This window comes from Tenacibaculum larymnensis (assembly GCF_028829235.1).
Classification (GTDB): Bacteria; Bacteroidota; Bacteroidia; order Flavobacteriales; family Flavobacteriaceae; genus Polaribacter; species Polaribacter larymnensis.
This window is the reverse complement of the sequence record NZ_JAIWJY010000002.1, coordinates 174,570-192,952: the sequence shown is the minus strand read 5'-3', so window position 1 is coordinate 192,952 and position 18,383 is coordinate 174,570. Positions and strand designations below refer to the sequence as shown.

General features: G+C 32.7%; 15 protein-coding genes. 13 read left to right on the top strand and 2 right to left on the bottom strand.

Annotation, left to right across the window (positions count from 1 at the left end; translation table 11 throughout):
- Positions 1-18 precede the first annotated feature (18 nt).
- Entirely contained in the window at positions 19-1,971 is a 1,953-nt protein-coding gene (locus tag LCI24_RS03735) for a YgiQ family radical SAM protein (protein ID WP_274639233.1), read from the bottom strand.
- 143 nt (positions 1,972-2,114) lie between these two features.
- Between LCI24_RS03735 and LCI24_RS03730 the strand changes: the two genes are divergently transcribed.
- The 8 genes from LCI24_RS03730 (at position 2,115) to LCI24_RS03695 (ending at position 11,326) form a co-directional block, all read left to right on the top strand.
- A complete protein-coding gene (locus LCI24_RS03730) occupies positions 2,115-2,672 on the top strand; it encodes a hypothetical protein (protein WP_121146080.1) in 558 nt (185 codons plus the stop codon).
- Between the two features lie 104 nt (positions 2,673-2,776).
- A complete protein-coding gene (locus LCI24_RS03725; protein WP_274639232.1) occupies positions 2,777-5,275 on the top strand; it encodes a zinc-dependent metalloprotease in 2,499 nt (832 codons plus the stop codon).
- A gap of 77 nt (positions 5,276-5,352) precedes the next feature.
- A complete protein-coding gene (locus LCI24_RS03720) occupies positions 5,353-7,275 on the top strand; it encodes a CocE/NonD family hydrolase (protein ID WP_274639231.1) in 1,923 nt (640 codons plus the stop codon).
- 128 nt (positions 7,276-7,403) lie between these two features.
- Positions 7,404-8,201, top strand: a complete 798-nt coding sequence (locus LCI24_RS03715; RefSeq protein WP_274639230.1) for a hypothetical protein — start codon at positions 7,404-7,406, stop codon at positions 8,199-8,201.
- Between the two features lie 123 nt (positions 8,202-8,324).
- Positions 8,325-9,134 carry an META domain-containing protein gene (locus LCI24_RS03710; RefSeq protein WP_274639229.1) on the top strand — a complete coding sequence of 270 codons (810 nt, stop codon included), beginning with the start codon at positions 8,325-8,327 and terminating at the stop codon, positions 9,132-9,134.
- Between the two features lie 18 nt (positions 9,135-9,152).
- Entirely contained in the window at positions 9,153-9,833 is a 681-nt protein-coding gene (locus LCI24_RS03705; protein WP_274639228.1) for an aspartate/glutamate racemase family protein, read from the top strand.
- Between the two features lie 120 nt (positions 9,834-9,953).
- On the top strand, positions 9,954-10,613 hold the full coding sequence (locus LCI24_RS03700) for an SDR family NAD(P)-dependent oxidoreductase (RefSeq protein WP_274639227.1): 660 nt from the start codon (positions 9,954-9,956) through the stop codon (positions 10,611-10,613).
- A 53-nt stretch (positions 10,614-10,666) separates the two neighbouring features.
- Positions 10,667-11,326: a VOC family protein gene (locus LCI24_RS03695; RefSeq protein WP_274639226.1), complete on the top strand. Its 660-nt coding sequence runs from the start codon at positions 10,667-10,669 to the stop codon at positions 11,324-11,326.
- A gap of 94 nt (positions 11,327-11,420) precedes the next feature.
- Here the strand turns inward: LCI24_RS03695 and LCI24_RS03690 are convergent, their stop codons facing one another.
- Positions 11,421-12,158 carry an SDR family oxidoreductase gene (locus tag LCI24_RS03690; protein WP_274639225.1) on the bottom strand — a complete coding sequence of 246 codons (738 nt, stop codon included), beginning with the start codon at positions 12,156-12,158 and terminating at the stop codon, positions 11,421-11,423.
- A gap of 100 nt (positions 12,159-12,258) precedes the next feature.
- Between LCI24_RS03690 and LCI24_RS03685 the strand changes: the two genes are divergently transcribed.
- From LCI24_RS03685 to LCI24_RS03665, 5 genes are all read left to right on the top strand, one after another.
- Positions 12,259-12,603 (top strand): winged helix-turn-helix transcriptional regulator, encoded by a 345-nt coding sequence (locus LCI24_RS03685; protein ID WP_121146088.1) that lies wholly within the window; start codon positions 12,259-12,261, stop codon positions 12,601-12,603.
- A 226-nt stretch (positions 12,604-12,829) separates the two neighbouring features.
- On the top strand, positions 12,830-14,848 hold the full coding sequence (locus LCI24_RS03680) for an NHL repeat-containing protein (protein ID WP_274639224.1): 2,019 nt from the start codon (positions 12,830-12,832) through the stop codon (positions 14,846-14,848).
- Positions 14,849-15,012: 164 nt separating this feature from the next.
- On the top strand, positions 15,013-16,611 hold the full coding sequence (locus LCI24_RS03675; RefSeq protein ID WP_274639223.1) for an alpha/beta hydrolase: 1,599 nt from the start codon (positions 15,013-15,015) through the stop codon (positions 16,609-16,611).
- A 22-nt stretch (positions 16,612-16,633) separates the two neighbouring features.
- Positions 16,634-17,266: a LysE family translocator gene (locus LCI24_RS03670; protein ID WP_274639222.1), complete on the top strand. Its 633-nt coding sequence runs from the start codon at positions 16,634-16,636 to the stop codon at positions 17,264-17,266.
- A gap of 244 nt (positions 17,267-17,510) precedes the next feature.
- Positions 17,511-18,320: a DUF5677 domain-containing protein gene (locus LCI24_RS03665; RefSeq protein WP_274639221.1), complete on the top strand. Its 810-nt coding sequence runs from the start codon at positions 17,511-17,513 to the stop codon at positions 18,318-18,320.
- Positions 18,321-18,383 lie beyond the last annotated feature (63 nt).

Here is an 18,383-nt window from a genome sequence, read left to right as displayed (position 1 = left end):
AACAGCGGATTTTTTATTTTATCGTCTCTTCTTTTTAAAACCTTTATTCTTTCTTCTAGAAGGTTTTGATGGTTTATACGTTACAGTATCATCAAATGTATTTTTAGTTTTTCCTGCTTTATTTTTTCTCCAAGAAGTGTCTTCTGGAAGTAATTTTTTCAATAAATCAGTACGACCAACTTTGTTCAATGTATCTTTAATCCACTTTTTGTTTTCCTTTTTATACCAAAAGAAAAACTTATGTTGATCTTCCTTCTCCTTTTTAGTTTTCGGAGTTTTTACTTCTTTTAAAGTATAAGGATGGTATCCACTGTAATAAATTACCGTAGCAACCGTCATCGGTGTTGGTGTAAACCCTTGTACTTGCTCTAACTGGAAGCCCATATCTTTGGTCTCAGCAGCTAAATTTGCCATATCTTCCGCCTCACAAGCAGGATGACTAGATATAAAGTAAGGTATTAACTGAAGTTTTAATTTCTTTTTAATATTAATACGATCGAACCTATCTTTAAATAAGTGAAAATACTTAAACGAAGGCTTACGCATTAACTTTAATACTGGATCAGATGTATGCTCAGGAGCAACTTTAAGTCTACCTGAAACGTGTTTGGTCATTACCTCTTCAGTATATGCATCTAACTCCTTTGGGTCTGCATTTTTATTGAATTCAGGCACTAACATATCGTGTCGAATACCACTTCCAATAAATGATTTTTTCACCTTCGGATGTGCATCAACAGCTTGATACAACTCAGTTAATGGTTTATGTGAGGTATCTAAATTACTACAAATTACTGGTGAAATACACGACGGAGCAACACATTTGTCACAAATCGATTGTACTTTACCTTTCATTTTGTACATATTCGCCGATGGTCCTCCAATATCAGATAAGTACCCTTTAAAGTCATCCATTTGGGCAACTTGATCTACTTCCTTTAAAACAGATTCTTGACTCCTACTTGCAATAAACTTTCCTTGGTGCGCTGAAATGGTACAAAAACTACATCCTCCAAAACATCCACGGTGAATATTAATAGAAAACTTAATCATTTCAAACGCGGGTATAGGTCCACGTTTGTTATACTTTGGATGTGGTAATCGTGTAAAAGGCAAGTCAAATGAAGCATCAATTTCTTCCTCTGTCATTGTTGGAAACGGTGGATTAATCATCAGTTTTTTATTTCCTACCTTTTGAAAAATACGACGTGCATATAATTTGTTCGACTCCTGCTCTATCACTTTAAAGTTAGAAGCATAAGCCTTCTTATCCTTCAAACAAACTTCATGCGAACTAATTTCTACATCGTCCCAGTTCTTATTTTTCGGAGTTTTCTCTTCTTCTTCTAATAAAACAGCTGTCTGCTTAATAGTTTTTAAACTCGAAAATGGCACTCCTTTTTGCAACAACTCCACAATTTCTCTTAGTGGCTGCTCACCCATTCCGTATACCAACATATCGGCTTTAGAAGTTTCTAAAATCGTTGGTAATAATTTATCAGACCAGTAATCATAATGTGTAACACGACGTAGCGAAGCTTCTATTCCTCCAATTAACACAGGAACATCTGGAAACTTTTCTTTTAAAATTTTAGAATATACTGAAGTTGCATAATCAGGTCTGAACCCTTTATCTCCATTAGGCGTATAAGCATCCTTATCACGACGACGTTTACTAGCCGTGTAATTACTTACCATCGGATCCATACAACCACCTGTTACTGCAAAGAATAACCTTGGAGTTCCTAACTTCTCAAAATCTTGCAAATTGTCATGTACACTTGGTTGTGGAACAATTGCCACACGCAAGCCGTAACTCTCTAAAATACGCCCAATTACTGCAGGACCAAATGATGGATGATCTACGTATGCATCTCCACTGAATAGGATTACATCTAATTCATCCCATCCTCTTAACTTCACCTCCTTTTTTGTAGTCGGTAACCAATCTGAAAGTCGTCTTATTCTCATGCCGCTGCAAAGGTACGGGGTTTTATTTACACTACAATACAGTAAAAAACTGAAAACTACATTATAAACACAACTAACAAGAAAAATAAACTCATAATTTTTAACTAGATTTATTCCCTAATTAATTTAAATAAAAACCCAAAATGAAAAAAAACATTACTTTTCTATTACTATTATTTTTATCACTTCAAGCCTTTTCTCAAATACAAACTGAAAAAATTATCCCTCCTGCTAAAGGAAAGTCTGTAATTTACTTTCTAAGAACGACTGGTTTAGGAGCTTTAATGAACATTAGGTATTTTGATAAAGAAAATTATCTTGGAAGATTTAATGGTGTTAACTATTTACGTTATGAATGTGATCCAGGAGAAAAAGTATTTTGGATTAAAGCTGAAAACATTGATGTGTTAGAAGCTAATTTAGAAGCTGACAAAGTTTATTTAGTTGAAACTAATGCTGTAATGGGAGCTTTTTCTGCAGGTGCGAAATTTAAACTGGTTGATTTCAACAAAAAGAATCAAGTTAAAAGAATTAATAAGCTTTTAGAAAAAAAAGAACCTAAAACTTTTACTCAAGAAACTCTACAAGAACAACTACAAAAAATGAAAGATGTTGTAAACAAGGGATTAAAAAAAGTGAGAAAAAAAATAGAGCGTAAAAAAACGACTAAGTTATCACCTAATATGAATTATGAAGTATAAACTACTCACTCCATTTAGTTTAACTTCCCTTTAACAATTAATTAAGATAATACCGAAAGTAGTTTTACTAATTTCCGCCCTTATTTATTCAATTAATTTTTACAATGACTAAAAAAATACTTTCAACTATTTTAGTGGTATTTCTTGCTTTAGGAGTTTCTTTGAATGCAGAAGCACAACGAAAGATGAAAAAAAACGCAAAAAAAGAGACTACCACTAAAAAAGACAAACCTAAAAAGGGCGGTATACAACCTTACGAAAAAGTTGTTACCAAAAAACACAAAACAGACGAAGGTTTGTTTAAAGTTCACTCAAAAGACTCTAAATATTTATTTGAAATTCCAGATTCTCTTCTAAACCGAGAAATGCTAATGGTTACCAGAATAGCCAAAACAGCTAGCGGAATTGGTTTTGGAGGTGGAAAACAAAATACACAAGTGTTACGTTGGGTAAAAAACAAGAAACAAATTTTACTAAAAGTAGTTTCTCACAATGTTGTAGCAGACACTATTTTACCAGTACACGAAGCCGTTGTAAACTCTAATTTTGAACCTATCTTATATGCCTTTCCAATCAAAGCATTTAGTAAAGACTCAACAGCTACTGTAATTGATGCTAGTCCACTTTTTGAAGGTGATGTAAAAGCAATTGCTTTCCCTCAAAGAAGTAGAAAGCGTTATAAGATTTCTAAAATGGATAAAACGAGATCTTATATTGACAGAATTAGCAGTTATCCTCAAAACATAGAAGTTAGAAATGTTAAAACATACATTGCAGGAAATCCGCCTTCGAATTCAAGTGTAGGTTCTGTAACTATGGAGTTAAGTAACTCTATGATTTTACTTCCTAAAACCCCTATGAAAAGACGTTATTTTGATGAGCGTGTTGGATGGTTTACTAGTTTTCAAACAGATTATGGTTTAGATGCTCAAAAAAGTAAATCAGTTACCTACTTAGACAGATGGCGTTTAGAAGTAAAAGATGAAGACCTTGAAAAGTTTAAAAGAGGTGAATTAGTAGAACCAAAAAAACAAATTGTATACTACATTGACAGAGCTACACCAAAAAAATGGCGTAAGTACATCAAACAAGGTATTGAAGATTGGCAAGTTGCTTTTGAGGCTGCTGGATTTAAAAATGCAATTATAGCTAAAGATGCACCTACTAAAGAAGAAAACCCAGATTGGAGCCCTGAAGATGTACGTTATTCTGTAGTTCGTTATTTAGCATCTCCAATTCCAAATGCAAACGGACCTCACGTTAGTGATCCTCGTTCTGGAGAGATTTTAGAATCAGACATTAACTGGTACCACAATGTAATGACCTTATTACACAACTGGTATTTTGTACAAACAGCAGCTATTAATCCAGAAGCAAGAACAAATAAGTTTAAAGATGAAATTATGGGACGTCTTATTCGTTTCGTTTCTTCTCACGAAGTTGGACATACACTAGGACTCCCTCATAACATGGGAAGCTCAGTTGCTTATCCTGTAGACTCTTTACGTTCAGCTGAATTCACTAAGAAAAATGGAACTGCTCCTTCAATTATGGATTATGCTCGTTTTAACTACGTGGCACAACCAGAAGACAAAGGTGTGGCATTAATGCCTAATATTGGTCCTTACGACAAGTATGCTATCAATTGGGGGTACAGACCAATCTTAGATAAATCTGCTAAGGAAGAAAAATCTGTATTAAATAAGTGGATTAAAGAGAAAGCTGGAAATCCTGTTTACAGATTTGGACACCAACAAGTTCGTAACATTATTGATCCTAGTTCACAAACAGAAGATTTAGGAGACGATGCTATGAAAGCGAGTGCTTATGGTATTAAAAACCTACAACGTATTTTACCTCGTTTAGAAGAGTGGACTACCGAAGATGGTGAAACCTACGAAGAACTTAAAACTATGTACGGACAAGTAGTTGGACAGTTTAACAGATACATGGGGCACGTAAGTTCTAATATTGGTGGTGTATATGAATACTTTAAAACTGCCGATCAAGATGGTGCTGTATACATTCACGTTCCAAAAGAACACCAAAAAAGAGCGTTACAATTTGTAAATGATGAGTTATTTAAAACTCCAAATTGGTTAATTGACGAAAATATTATTAGTAAAACACAACACTCAGGTGTTATTGAGCGTATTAGAGGTTTACAAGTACGAACGTTAAATAGAGTTTTAAAAACTGGAAGATTAACACGTATGATTGAAAACGAAACGCTGAATGGTAATAAAGCTTACACACTTCTTCAAATGATGGGAGATTTACGCAAAGGTATTTGGAGTGAAGTATATGCTAACAAAACTATAGATCCGTATCGTAGAAACCTACAACGTGCACATTTAGACAGATTAGACTTTTTACTAAATAAAGCGAAAGATCAAAAAGCTGCTAAAAGCGACAGAGGTTACTTTAAGCAAACAGCCGTTACTATTAATCAATCAGATATTAAACCTGTAGTAAGAGGAGAATTAAAACGTTTACAAAGAGACATTAAAAGAAGTATTCTTTCTGCTCGTAACACCATAACTCGTTACCACTTACAAGATGCGGTAGATAGAATAGACACTATTCTAAATCCAAATAAATAATTTTTCTTAAATAACAGCAATCTAATAGGTTGCTGTTATTTTTTTTACATTTACCTTCCATCTACTAAAAAACTATAATGAAAAAAAACTTACTTTTATTATTTATACTAGCAATCTCATTTGCTAGCTGCACAAAAAAAACAACAGCAAAGAAAGCTGAAAAGACAGAAAACACTTACGTAAAAGACCATTACACTAAAAAAGAAGTGAAAATTACAATGAGAGATGGCGTAAAACTTCATGCCACTATCTACTCACCAAAAGACACTAGTAAAACCTACTCTATTTTGTTACAACGTACTCCGTATAGTTGTCAACCTTATGGAGAAGATAAATTCAGAAAAAAAATTGGTCCAAACCCAGTTTTAATGAAAGAGGGTAATATTATCGTATATCAAGATGTTCGCGGACGTTGGATGAGTGAAGGAGTATACGACAACATGCGTGCATACATTCCAAATAAAACAGAAAAACAAGCCGATGAAACTACAGATACCTATGACACTATTGATTGGTTAGTTAACAATGTAGCAAACAATAATGGCAAGGTAGGTACATGGGGAATTTCATATCCTGGTCACTACGCTACTGTTTCAACTATTGATGCACATCCAGCTTTAAAAGCTGCTTCACCACAAGCTTGTATTGGAGATTTCTTTTTTGACGATTTCCACCATAACGGAGCTTTCTTATTGAGCTACTTTAAAGCCATTTCTTTATTTGGTACATACAAAGATCAACCTACCGATTCAGCTTGGTACTCATTTCCTGATATGAAAACTCAAGACCAATATCAGTTTTTCTTAGATAAAGGACCTCTTAAAAACTTAAACGAATATTTTCAGTACGATAAGTTAGATACCAAAGTTGTTGAAAATAAAGAACGTATTGATGATTTCTTTTGGAAAGAAATTGTAGAGCACCCTAATTACGACTCAGTATGGCAAAGTAAAGGAATCATTCAACATTTAGATAAGGTTCCTTCTACTGTAGCAACGATGATTGTTGGAGGTGAATTTGATGCTGAAGACTTATATGGTCCATTGGAAACCTACAAAAACATTGAAAAAAATCAACCAAACAACTATAATACAATCGTTTTTGGACCTTGGGATCATGGCGGATGGTCTAGAAATAAAGTAGCTAACAAAGTTGGTAACTACTACTTTGGAGATTCAATCTCTTTAAAATTTCAAAAAGAGGTAGAAACCAAGTTCTTCAATCATTTCTTAAAAGGTGATGGTTCTAAAAACTCAGGATTACCAGAAGCTTATGTTTTTGATACAGGTAAAAAAACGTGGAAATCTTACGATGCATGGCCACCAAAAAACGCTCAAAAACAAACATTTTTCCTTTCAGAAAATCAAGAATTAACAGCAACTCAAAAAGGAAATAACAAGGTTAGTTTTATTAGTGACATTAAGCGACCTGTACCTTATTCAGAAGACATAAAAACGGTATTCACTCCACGTAAATATATGACAGACGATCAGCGTTTTGCTGCTCGTAGACCTGATGTACTCGTTTATGAAACAGATGTATTAACCGAAGACTTTACACTTGCTGGTGATATTTTGGCAAAACTGCAAGTAGCTACCACGGGTTCTGCTGCCGATTGGATTGTTAAGGTTGTTGATGTACATCCTGCTGATTTAAAAAACGACAACAAAGAAATGCAACCACATTTAAAATTGAGCAACTATCATTTAATGGTACGTAGTGAGGTTATGCGAGGACGTTTTAGAAACAGTTTTTCTAACCCTGAACCATTTACTCCAAATAAGAAAACAGCAGTAAATATTAAACTACAAGATGTTTTCCATACGTTTAAAAAAGGACACAAAGTGCAAATACAAGTGCAAAGCACTTGGTTTCCTTTAATCGATTTGAATCCTCAAACCTATGTAGACAATATTTATAAGGCAGACGAAAAAGACTTTAAAACACAGACACATTCTGTATTTACAGACTCTAGTATAGAGTTTACGGTCTTAAAATAATAGCAAACTTTTTCTATTTAGAAACTCACAACATTTTAAGTGTTGTGAGTTTTTTTATTACTAAATTTTCTACGCAACCTTTTCACACTTTATACATCTATTTTAAAATGTACAAACTCTAACAAGTGATGAAAAAGCAATTACTACTTTTAATAACCATCGTATCTCTTTTCTCTTGCTCCAAAGACAATAATAAAGTTATTGATGACATACCAGACTCAAATAACATAGAAGAACAAATAGTAGGCAGGTGGATGCCCGTACAAACACTTCTAAACAATCAGGTAACATACGATAGAAATATCCATACTGGATTAGAAAACGACACACATTACGAACGCAGATTATATAAAGAAGATAAAACAGTTCGCTTATCTAATAACGACGGTAGTATTAATTTATTTACTTGGGAACTCAACGCAACTGCAGACTCTATTATTATAGCCAAAGAATTATCAAATGAACGTCGTTATTTACTAGAGTATGTTTCTAACGATAGCTTGTCGTTTTCAATAGAACCATTTTCTGGTCATAAAGTAGTATATAGTTTTATTAAAGAACATAATGAAACTATAAATAGAAACGATTTAATTACCAAAGATTGGAAATACGATTTCGTGTGGGCTCGTTTGTTTAGTATGGATGGTTATAAATATATTAGAAACGGTTCGGTTACCAACGATTTTTATGAAAACGCAAAAGTGAGTTTTCATAACGATGGTTCATTCATCATAACTTCTGGGAATAATACTATACATGAACAAGGAACTTGGCATCTTAACTTAGATGACATGCAACTGATTATTGAAGGAAATTATACTAGAGAAGCTACTTTATTAGAACTCACTCAAGACACAATGGTTTTTGTCTTCAAAAATTCACAAGACAACAACATAAATTATCAAATGGATTTTTCTACTTTTTAAATTTTTGACAAAACACAAACCTAACTAACTGATTTAAAACAAAAACCCTAACGCTAAAACTTCTATACACATACTAAATTTAAAATAATCCCCTATATTTAACATACTATAAAAAACTTACTCATGAAAAACCTTATACCAATACTTCTTAGTGCCTGCATAGCAATTTCAGCATGTTCTAATAAAAAAGATAAAAAAACTCCTATAAACAAAACAGTTACTACTGATTCTGTTCAAAAAACATCAACTGCAACTTCGAAAAAAACAATAACTGATGCTTACTTTAAAGCACATGGAGTTGAACCTTTTTGGAACTTAACCATTTCTGATAACATGATTAAGCTAAAAACACTTCATGATTCAGACTCTATTCTTACACCGCATACAGAACCTATCTATGCTCAAGACAGTAATGTAAAAATGTATAATTTACAAACTGAATTAGCTGAGGTTCGTATTCAAATTAATCAAATGGAATGTATCAATGCTATGTCTGGTAAATCATTCCCTTACTCGGTAACTATTAACTATAAAAAAGGAAAAGATACTGATTACACTACCTTAGAAGGATGTGGGCAATACATCACCAACTATCGATTGCACGATATCTGGGCATTAGAAGAATTAAATGGCGTAAAAGTTAGTAAAGAAGATTTCGGAAAAGAATTACCATATATAGAAATAAATGCTGCAAAAAACACCTTTATGGGAACTTCAGGGTGTAACAGAGTTACAGGTAAACTTTTTTCTGAAAGAGAAAGAATTCGATTTACTAATATTGCCTCAACAGAAATGTTATGCCTTAAAGGAGGCGAAAAAGAACAAGAATTTACTAAAGCCCTAGCAAGTACCATTTCTTATAAAATAGCAAACAACCGACTAACGCTTTTAAATCCTGATAAAACCTTATTAGTCTTCAAAAAAGTAGACTAACTAATTAAACTATAAAAAATGAAAAAGATAGGATTAGTAGGAGGTATTAGTTGGACATCAACCTTAGATTATTACAAATACATAAATGAGGGAATCAACCAAAGGTTAGGTGGCTTAAGTTCTGCTGAATGTTTAATTTACTCACTAAACTTTTCAGATGTTCAAAACAAAGGATGGACAAACTCTTTTGATCTAATTTATAATGCCTGTACAAACTTAGCATCTAGTAATGTAGATGCTATAGTTTTAGGCGCAAATACAGCACATTTATTTGCTGATGAAATTCAATCAAAAATTAATATTCCAATTATCCATATTGCAGAAGCGACTGCTAAAGAAATAAAAAAAGAAAAGCTGAGTAAAGTAGGGTTATTAGGAACAAAGTTCACAATGGAAATGGACTTCTATAAAAACAAACTAAAAGAAAACAATATTGAAACCATTATTCCATCTGAAAAAAAAGACATCGAAGAAATACAGCATATTGTAAAAAATGAGCTTGGGAAAGGAATTGTAACCACCCATTCAAAGCTGAAATTTAGACGTTACGCAAATGATTTAATAGAACAAGGAGCAGAAGGAATTATTTTAGGTTGCACTGAAATCCCTATGTTAATTGAACAAAACGATTTTGAGTTTCCTGTATTTGACACCACCAAAATACACGTTAAAAATATTATTGATTTTGCTTTAACATAGTTTACTAATCATTATAAGAAAAAGCTATAAAAGACAATAAAATAACTATGCTATTACCTCCCTAATAGGCATAATTTTCAATAGGTTTGATACACTAACACTTTATAAATCTAACCGATAATGAAAACTGGAATAATAACTGGGTGCAGTAGAGGAATTGGATTTGCTATTGCTAACCTATTAACTGAAAACCTCAACTATAAAATTATTGGAACCTCTACTTCAGGAACTTCTCCTATTACAAAGTCAAATTTTGAAGCCTATCAGCTAAATCTTTCAAAAAGTGATTCCATAGATAATTTTATAAAAAAAATTGAAAACACCAAGATTGACTTTCTTATTAACAATGCTGGTATCTTATTAGAAAACTGGAACGATGCATCCATAAACATTGAACAATTAAAACAAACGTTTAATGTAAATTTATTTGGAACAATTGAAATAACCGAAAAATTAATTCCTAACTTTAAAAAAGATGGACAAATAGTTAATATTACATCTGACTGGGGTTCTTTTAGCGAAAAGAATTTTGATGAATTTCAACCTCATTATAAAATGTCAAAAGCTGCTTTGAATATGTACACAAAGTTATTAGCTAAAAGACTCGAAAAACAACAGATAATTGTTTCTGCTCTTGACCCTGGATGGACACAAACCGATATGGGAGGAAATGAAGCTTCTAGAAAACCTAACGATGTTGCAACAGATGTTAGAAATTTAATAACTAACAATTCTAAAAGTGGATATTTTTGGCACCAAGGAAATATCAGAGAATGGTAAAACACTATGCTTTTACTTAATTAAAGTTAATTCAAAACTTAAAAGCTACCAAGATGACACTAAACGAGATTGAAATTAAAACAACTGATATAAAACCTGTTAAGGCTTTTTATAAAAATATCATGGAGCTTCCAACTACGCAGAGTGATGATCAATCAATTCGTATTAAAATTGGTACTTCCTATTTAAAATTCATAGAAGACTCTGAAAAAAACTTACCTGCATATCATTTAGCTTTTAACATCCCCAAAAACAAATTGCAAGAAGCAATCAAATGGTCTACAAACAAGTTTGAATTTGTAAAAAAGGAAAATGAGGTATTGATTACTAACTTCGAGAATTGGAACGCCAATTCAGTATACTTTTTTGATGTAGTTGGAAATGTCTTAGAGTTTATAGCTCGACACGATTTAGACAATACAGCTACAGAACAATTTAATAGTAATCAAATCTTAAACATCAGTGAATTTGGAATTGTGAAAGACCGACCTGATGTGTATGGAAAACATTTAATTGACACCTATGGACTAAGTTTATTCGAAAAAAATCATAACAGTGAAATATTCACCGTCCTTGGCGATGACAACGGATTATTAATCATCGTTAAAACCAACCGAAATTGGTATCCAACTGAAACCCCTTCTAAAGCTAGTTGGGCAAACATTAAATTGAGCAACTCAGGCACCGAAACAATTTTAAAAATAAGAGAGTAACGTACTAAACATTTTCCCTTATAAACAATATAAACAGGCTAAAAAGCCTATTTATATATGTCCTCTTGCACAAGCAATTATTGGTATTTAAAAGTTAAAGCGACGTTCCGCCATCAATAATAATCTTCTCATTTCTTAAAACTTGGGATTTATCTGAAAGTAGAAACTCAACAATTGGAGCAATATCTGTTGGCTGAACAATTCTACCAATAGGAGAAGTACTTGAAAAATGCTCTAAAAGATTATCAATAGCCTCATCACTCATTCCTGATTTTTTCTGAATTGGACTCTCTGTAACTCCAGGACTTACCACATTTACCCTAATTCCTTTATCTGCAAGTTCAATATTTAAAACTCTTGCTATACTTTCCAAAGCCGCTTTACTAGCTGTATACACACTTGTATTAGAAAAAGATTTAAAAACAACAATAGAAGTATTTAAAACAACACTTGAAGGATTTTTAAGAATTGGAATAAATTTTTGAACTGTAAAAAAAGCTCCTTTAAAATTAATGTTCATTGTTTCATCAAACAGTTGTTCAGAAGTTTCTTCAAAACTAGAAGCTTTAAAAATACCTGCGTTTACAAACAATCCATCAATCTTTCCAAACTCATTTTTAACTTTAGCTACTAAAGTATCAATCTCAACTAATGAAGATGTGTCTGATAAAATACCAACTGAATTATTTCCTAAATCAGCAACAGCTTTATCTAAATTCTCTTTCGTTCTTCCTGTTATTATTACTCTATAATTTAAACTTAACAAGTACTCTGCGCAAGCAAAACCAATCCCTGATGTTCCTCCTGTAATTACTATAATTTTATTATTCATCATATGTTTTTTTTGCAAAATTGACGAATAACTTTACATTTGACAAGTACTTACCTTTTAGTAAGTAACTGACCTACAAGTCGGAAAAATGTATTTTTATATGAAAACAGAAGAAAAAATAATTGAAAAAAAATATCAGCAAGCTAAAGAATGTCCAATAACCATATTTATGGAACAAATTGGAGGAAAGTGGAAACCTGTAATCATTTGGCTTTTACTTTTAAATGAAGTAATGCGATTTAACGAACTAGATAAAGCTATTGATGGTATTAGTCAAAAAATGTTATCTCAACAATTAAAAGACCTCGAAAAATTAAACATAGTAAATAGGAAAGTATATCCAGTAATCCCTCCTAAAGTTGAATACAGCCTAACTAAAAAAGGAAAATCTTTAAAAGAAAACTTAACTATGATAATGGAATGGAGTAACAAAAACCTAAGATAAACTTCGCAAACTAAAAATACTATTAAGCAACCTACTACTGCTTTCATTTTTATACTTTAAATAAGCACTTTTATTCCTTAATATTACTACATAAGAACATCAATAGTACATATATAAATTAGTTATTAGTAATTTGAAAATGTTTTGCTATTAAACTCACGTGTTAGAATCTACTGACAATTTAATCGCTAAAACGATTTTTTCAACATTAAAACTAACTAAAGCTATGTCTAATCAAACCACTATTAAAGGAGATGTATCGTTTAACCAATCTAATAATGTTACTGCAATTGTAAAATTATGGGAAGCAAACAATAAAAATACAATTGGTGAGCATATCATTGCTCCAGAAGCAAAAGGTAAATTCACCATAAAAGCAACTCCTAAATCAAAAGACACTGTTCTCTACATCACTGCCGAACTACAAAATTCTAAAGTAGTACTACTCTCTGTACTGTCACCTAATTTTGAAGAAAACATTACAAAAAAAGGCATTATTGTAAATGAGTTAACTACAGTAGCATCTGCTTTTACTTGTGCTCAGTTTTTTAACGGACTTCAGTTAACTGGGAATCTACATGGAATAAGAATTGCCGCTAAAAACACTCCTAACCTTATCAATCCTGTAACAGGAACGTATGGTGAGGTGTTAATGGATCCTTTTAACATCACACAAAACGAAACACTAGCGCGATTAAATACATTAGCAGCATTAATCGCAGCCTACGGAACGGTAGAGATTGAAGGATACAATTGGAAGGAAAATCTCTTGAAGTACACAACACCATTAGGAGGTAAAAAACCACAAAATACTGCCGAAGCTATAATTGGTGTCGCCCAATCTCCTTGGTTATATCCAGCGGATTTATTTCATCTTTTTGACAAAGCCTATCCATCACCAGAAGATGGTTTCCCTGCCAAACCTAACAGTAAAGTTCCTACAAGTAGACGCAATGCTCCTTTTGTACCTTATTTAAGTTTTGCACCAGAAGATTTTGCCATGATTTTAGCTTTTGGTCAAGGGGGAATCTGCGCTCCGGGAAAACTTTCTCTTGATAAAGAAGGTAACTTATGGACAGGTCTAAACTGGATGCCAGGAGCTCAAAATGGTGTATACCAAGGTATCGGTGGCGGACTTGTAAAGTTGGACTCTACAGGAAAACTACTATCCCCACCTGTTACTGGTTACACAGGTATGAATGTTGATGGTGCTGGTTGGGGTACGGCTGTTACCAAAGATGGCACTTGCTGGGTATCTAGTTTTAACGGAGCTATTGGTGTGTATAAACTAGAAGACGGTTCACCAATCGTTGAAAAAGTCCCAGAACACTTAGCTGAAGCCTTAAATGAAATTGGAGGCTTGCAAGGTATTGGAGTAGCTCCGAATGGTGATGTTTGGATTGTTGGAACCTCATCTAACATCATGCTACATTTTCCTGAGGGAGACCTTACCAAAGGTAGAGTTGTTATAAATGAAAAACTCAATGAATCGCTTTCTGCTCCGTTTGCGGCTTCCATAGACACTAACAATCGTGTATGGATTAGTAATACCAATGGTGTATCGCTAGTTCGTTATTCTCCTTCTGAAAAAAACAGACCTGTAGAACGTTTTATTCTTGCAGGTGGCGGACGCGGTGTTGCTTTAGATTCCAAAGGAAATTGTTGGGTAGCCTGTAATACGAGTCCAGACTTTCCTCATACCACTACTACAGACGGTGTTTCTATTATTGAAGGGTTTGCACTTGGATATCCGCATTTACAACAAACAGTGGGACGCAAACATAAAACAGGTTCCGTTTTTATGATTCCTGCGGATGCTACACCTATAGACACGATTGATAAAATTACCCACAAATCTAATTTAACACCTTACGGGGACGGTGAACTAAACGCACCTTGGGGAGTATCTATTGATGGGAATGATGATGTTTGGGTTGCCAACTTTATGGGAAGAGGCGTATCGTTTATGGCGGGTGCTTCACCAACTGGTCGTACCGAAGATTTTACTACAGGCGATGTGATTCACACCATTCATTCTGGGAGTATACAAATGCTGACCGATGTAGTAGTTGACCAAGCAGGAAACCTTTGGTGTGCCAACAACTGGAACTTACCTCAAACGGTAATGGAAGCAAAACCTGACCCTGCCTACTCTACTTGGGGTGGTGGCTCTGGGGTCGTAGTTGTTTACGGAATAGCCAAACCTGCTCAAACTCCACTTGCTGGTCCTGTGAGTGCTGTTTAAAACCTATAATACTAAATAAGCGTCTTTAAAACAGACGCTTATTTAGTACTTCTTCAACACTTTTTTAGAATCTTCTTCTCATTTATCTTTATATTTGGATAAAATAGCACGTATATAAACAGGTTATGTACAACTCAAACCAATCGAAATAGAATTAAAACTTAATGAAGATCTTTTTGAAACCTGCCTTGTCAATCCTGACACTTTTAATATTGAATCTTAACAATACTGTCTTTGCACAGAATCAAAGCATTAAAAATCTAACTACCGATGATATAATCGAGAACACCATTTCTACTAAGGAACAGCACACTTATGCTGTTCAATTAGAAAATGGTATGGCAATCACCGGAAAGGTTATTCAAAAAGGGATAGATTTGGTAATCGATGTATATTCCCCTGTAGATGAACTTTTATATCAAGTTGACAGCCCAAATGGAAAAGAAGGAGAAGAACCGATTGACCTTACTGCGAATCAATCTGGTTTATACAAGTTTATAGTTCATTCTCTCGATAAAGATTCTAAAAAAGGTAACTACACTTTAGAAGTAGAACAGATTTTGAGCTTTCCAGAAAACACTAAACGTATTACCAAAAAGGAGCTTCCAACAGAAACACTATACAAGCTATGGGAATCTACACTTAACGATAAGAACGCTATTGATAAATTTGTAGCCAGCCATACTGAAAAGCATATTATTGAACCAATTGAAGGTGACAATGTAAATATGTTAGTCACCTATTTCTGTGTGCCAGATAATAATACAGAATATGTAATGTTGAGCGGTGGCCCTGATTTTTTGGGACTTCGATTTCAACGATTACCAAACACAAAACTCCATTTTGTTACGCAAAAAGTTCCTAATGATGCTCGTTTCAATTATGGTTTCAATTATTTTAATTTAGATAAATATGGTCCAAACAAGGAAATTGAATCTAGAAGTGTTAAACACGCTTATGATGGAACTATTGAAATGCCAAATGCCCCTGAACAAACTTACATTTCAAAAAGAGAAAATATTAGCAGAGGAATATTGTATCCAACATTAATTAAAAGTAAAATTTTAAATCAAGAACGAAAAATATCTATTCACACACCTGCTAATTACAATTCAAAGAAGCCTCATAATTTATTAATAGTTTTTGACGGAGAATCATACGGATCAAGACCAAATCGTAGGTCAAGAATACCTACTCCAACTATAATTGACAATCTAATAGCGGACAAAAAAATCTCACCAACTATCACTGTTTTAGTATGGTCAATGGGTAGCCGTAGTAAAGATTTGGTAAGCGAAAAATTTGGAGACTTTATTGCCACTGAACTCATTCCTTGGGCACGTGCAGAATACAACATTCATCCTAAATCAAGCAAAGTTATTTTAGCTGGTTCAAGTCGTGGTGGCTTTGCTGCTAGTTATATCGCGTTTAGATATTCAGATGTAATAGGGAATGTTCTTTCCCAATCAGGGTCTTATTGGATTAAAGGAACTAAAGATGAAAATCATTGGATATATCCAGAAGATAATGGAAAACTAATCAATTTATACAAACAGAGTAAACGATTGCCTATCAAATTCTATATGGATATAGGTTTATATGATGCTGGTGCATCAATGCTAGGAATGAATAGACAGTTTCGAGATATCCTTGAAATAAAAGGTTATAAAGTAGATTATCATGAATTTAAAGGAGGACACAATTACTTGAATTGGCGAGGAACACTTTCAGATGGGTTAATATCCTTAATTGGAACAAAGTAAAACATAAAACTAAAACAGAAATATGATACCATTTAATGATTTATTACTATTTGGATTAGCAGCATTAATAATGGTACTTTCACCTGGACCGAATATGATTTATTTAATCTCAAGGTCTTTGTCACAAGGAAAAAAAGCTGGAATCGTTTCTCTTTTGGGAGTAATGTGTGGGTTTTTATTCCATATACTTATGGTGTCTTTTGGACTTACTGCAATATTTTTTGCTGTCCCTTATGCTTTTGTAGTAGTTAAGTTTCTTGGAGTAGGATACTTATTATATTTAGCTTATAATACCGTTAAATCTAAAAATAAAATTTTTGACGCTGACCAAAACTTGAAATCGGACAAACCTCTTAAACTATTTAATATTGGACTTTTGACGAATATCCTAAATCCAAAAATGGCAGTATTTTATCTTTCTTTTTTTCCTCAATTTATAAAGCCTGAACATGGTTCTATCTTAGGTCAAAGTTTTCAACTCGGAATTACACAAATACTAATAAGTTTTTTAATTAATTTTTTGATTGTTATATCTGCTGCTAAAATGGCAAATTGGTTCTCGAAAAAGCCAATTTGGTTAAGAATACAGAAGTGGTTTATGACTTCAGTATTAACTGGACTTGCTGTAAAAATGGCATTGACAAAAGCGAAATAAAAAAGCCAGTATGTAACATACTATAAAATTAATTGCTAAACTACTTCACTATTCATAGCCAAAACCAATTACAACCACTTCAAAAACTCCTATCTAGGAACTTCTTACCCCTATACCTAAATGTATTTATTATACTCTTTTTATTTTTTTATATTTGGGTAAAAAAGTGCTATTATACCTCCATATCATTCGTATAAAAACACTAAAAGCACTTATATAAACAAGTTGTCTACAACCTAAAAAAATGGAAATAGAAGAAATAAGATACTTAGATAATATAATATTTGAAGAATTTCAAACATACTTTCTCAAAACTACAACATCTAATTTCAAAGAAGAATTTCCAAATACAAATACCTTAATTCATTTTATCGATATTAGTGCAAACTTTATAAAAAATTCAATCTACGATAATTGTGAAACAGACGACTATTATGGAATGAAAATTTTATACAGATGTTTAATTGAACATTACATTCGTTTTAAATTCATCTTTACTAAATGGATAGCTGAAAAGGATGACTATTTCTCTAAAAATTATTTAGAATATAATGATGCTAGAGAAGTTTTGGATTTAATTAGAGCAAAAATTTCTGAACAGCAACTTTCTGACCCAAATTATAAATTAAAAGATTGGGATTCCTTTTTAAAAGATCATCCAAACTTTAAAAACAAAACACGAAAAGAGGTTGAAGAGGAAACTAGAAAGTTTTCTTTTAAAAACATCATTAGATTCTTAAATAATCAATTAAAAAATGAAGAATTAAATAATTCTGATTTTTTTGGGAAGTTAATAATTGAATACTCAGATTTGTCCTCTTTTGTTCACGGGGGAATGAAATCTTATAAAGAAATGATGAGAATGAACACTGAAGAGAAAAGATTAATAGAATATAAAAGAGTTTGTGGACTGGCTTTTCAAATGAGCAATTCTATTAAACTATTTAGCCTTTTAATGTATGTACAAACAGATAAAGAAGATTTTAGCCTACACTATTTAAAAGTTGATGAAACATTAAAAAAGATAAATAACATAGATCAAACTAGTAATTAACTCCGTGTTTAATAAATCGCTAGTATTCGCTTACATAAGAAGTTAACTGCTTAACCTCTTAAC

Bases quoted from the DNA above. Each gene is read 5' to 3' on its own strand.
- LCI24_RS03735 (WP_274639233.1), bottom strand. From the start codon at position 1,971: ATGAGAATAAGACGACTTTCAGATTGGTTACCGACTACAAAAAAGGAG.
- LCI24_RS03730 (WP_121146080.1), top strand. From the start codon at position 2,115: ATGAAAAAAAACATTACTTTTCTATTACTATTATTTTTATCACTTCAA.
- LCI24_RS03725 (WP_274639232.1), top strand. From the start codon at position 2,777: ATGACTAAAAAAATACTTTCAACTATTTTAGTGGTATTTCTTGCTTTA.
- LCI24_RS03720 (WP_274639231.1), top strand. From the start codon at position 5,353: ATGAAAAAAAACTTACTTTTATTATTTATACTAGCAATCTCATTTGCT.
- LCI24_RS03715 (WP_274639230.1), top strand. From the start codon at position 7,404: ATGAAAAAGCAATTACTACTTTTAATAACCATCGTATCTCTTTTCTCT.
- LCI24_RS03710 (WP_274639229.1), top strand. From the start codon at position 8,325: ATGAAAAACCTTATACCAATACTTCTTAGTGCCTGCATAGCAATTTCA.
- LCI24_RS03705 (WP_274639228.1), top strand. From the start codon at position 9,153: ATGAAAAAGATAGGATTAGTAGGAGGTATTAGTTGGACATCAACCTTA.
- LCI24_RS03700 (WP_274639227.1), top strand. From the start codon at position 9,954: ATGAAAACTGGAATAATAACTGGGTGCAGTAGAGGAATTGGATTTGCT.
- LCI24_RS03695 (WP_274639226.1), top strand. From the start codon at position 10,667: ATGACACTAAACGAGATTGAAATTAAAACAACTGATATAAAACCTGTT.
- LCI24_RS03690 (WP_274639225.1), bottom strand. From the start codon at position 12,158: ATGAATAATAAAATTATAGTAATTACAGGAGGAACATCAGGGATTGGT.
- LCI24_RS03685 (WP_121146088.1), top strand. From the start codon at position 12,259: ATGAAAACAGAAGAAAAAATAATTGAAAAAAAATATCAGCAAGCTAAA.
- LCI24_RS03680 (WP_274639224.1), top strand. From the start codon at position 12,830: ATGTCTAATCAAACCACTATTAAAGGAGATGTATCGTTTAACCAATCT.
- LCI24_RS03675 (WP_274639223.1), top strand. From the start codon at position 15,013: ATGAAGATCTTTTTGAAACCTGCCTTGTCAATCCTGACACTTTTAATA.
- LCI24_RS03670 (WP_274639222.1), top strand. From the start codon at position 16,634: ATGATACCATTTAATGATTTATTACTATTTGGATTAGCAGCATTAATA.
- LCI24_RS03665 (WP_274639221.1), top strand. From the start codon at position 17,511: ATGGAAATAGAAGAAATAAGATACTTAGATAATATAATATTTGAAGAA.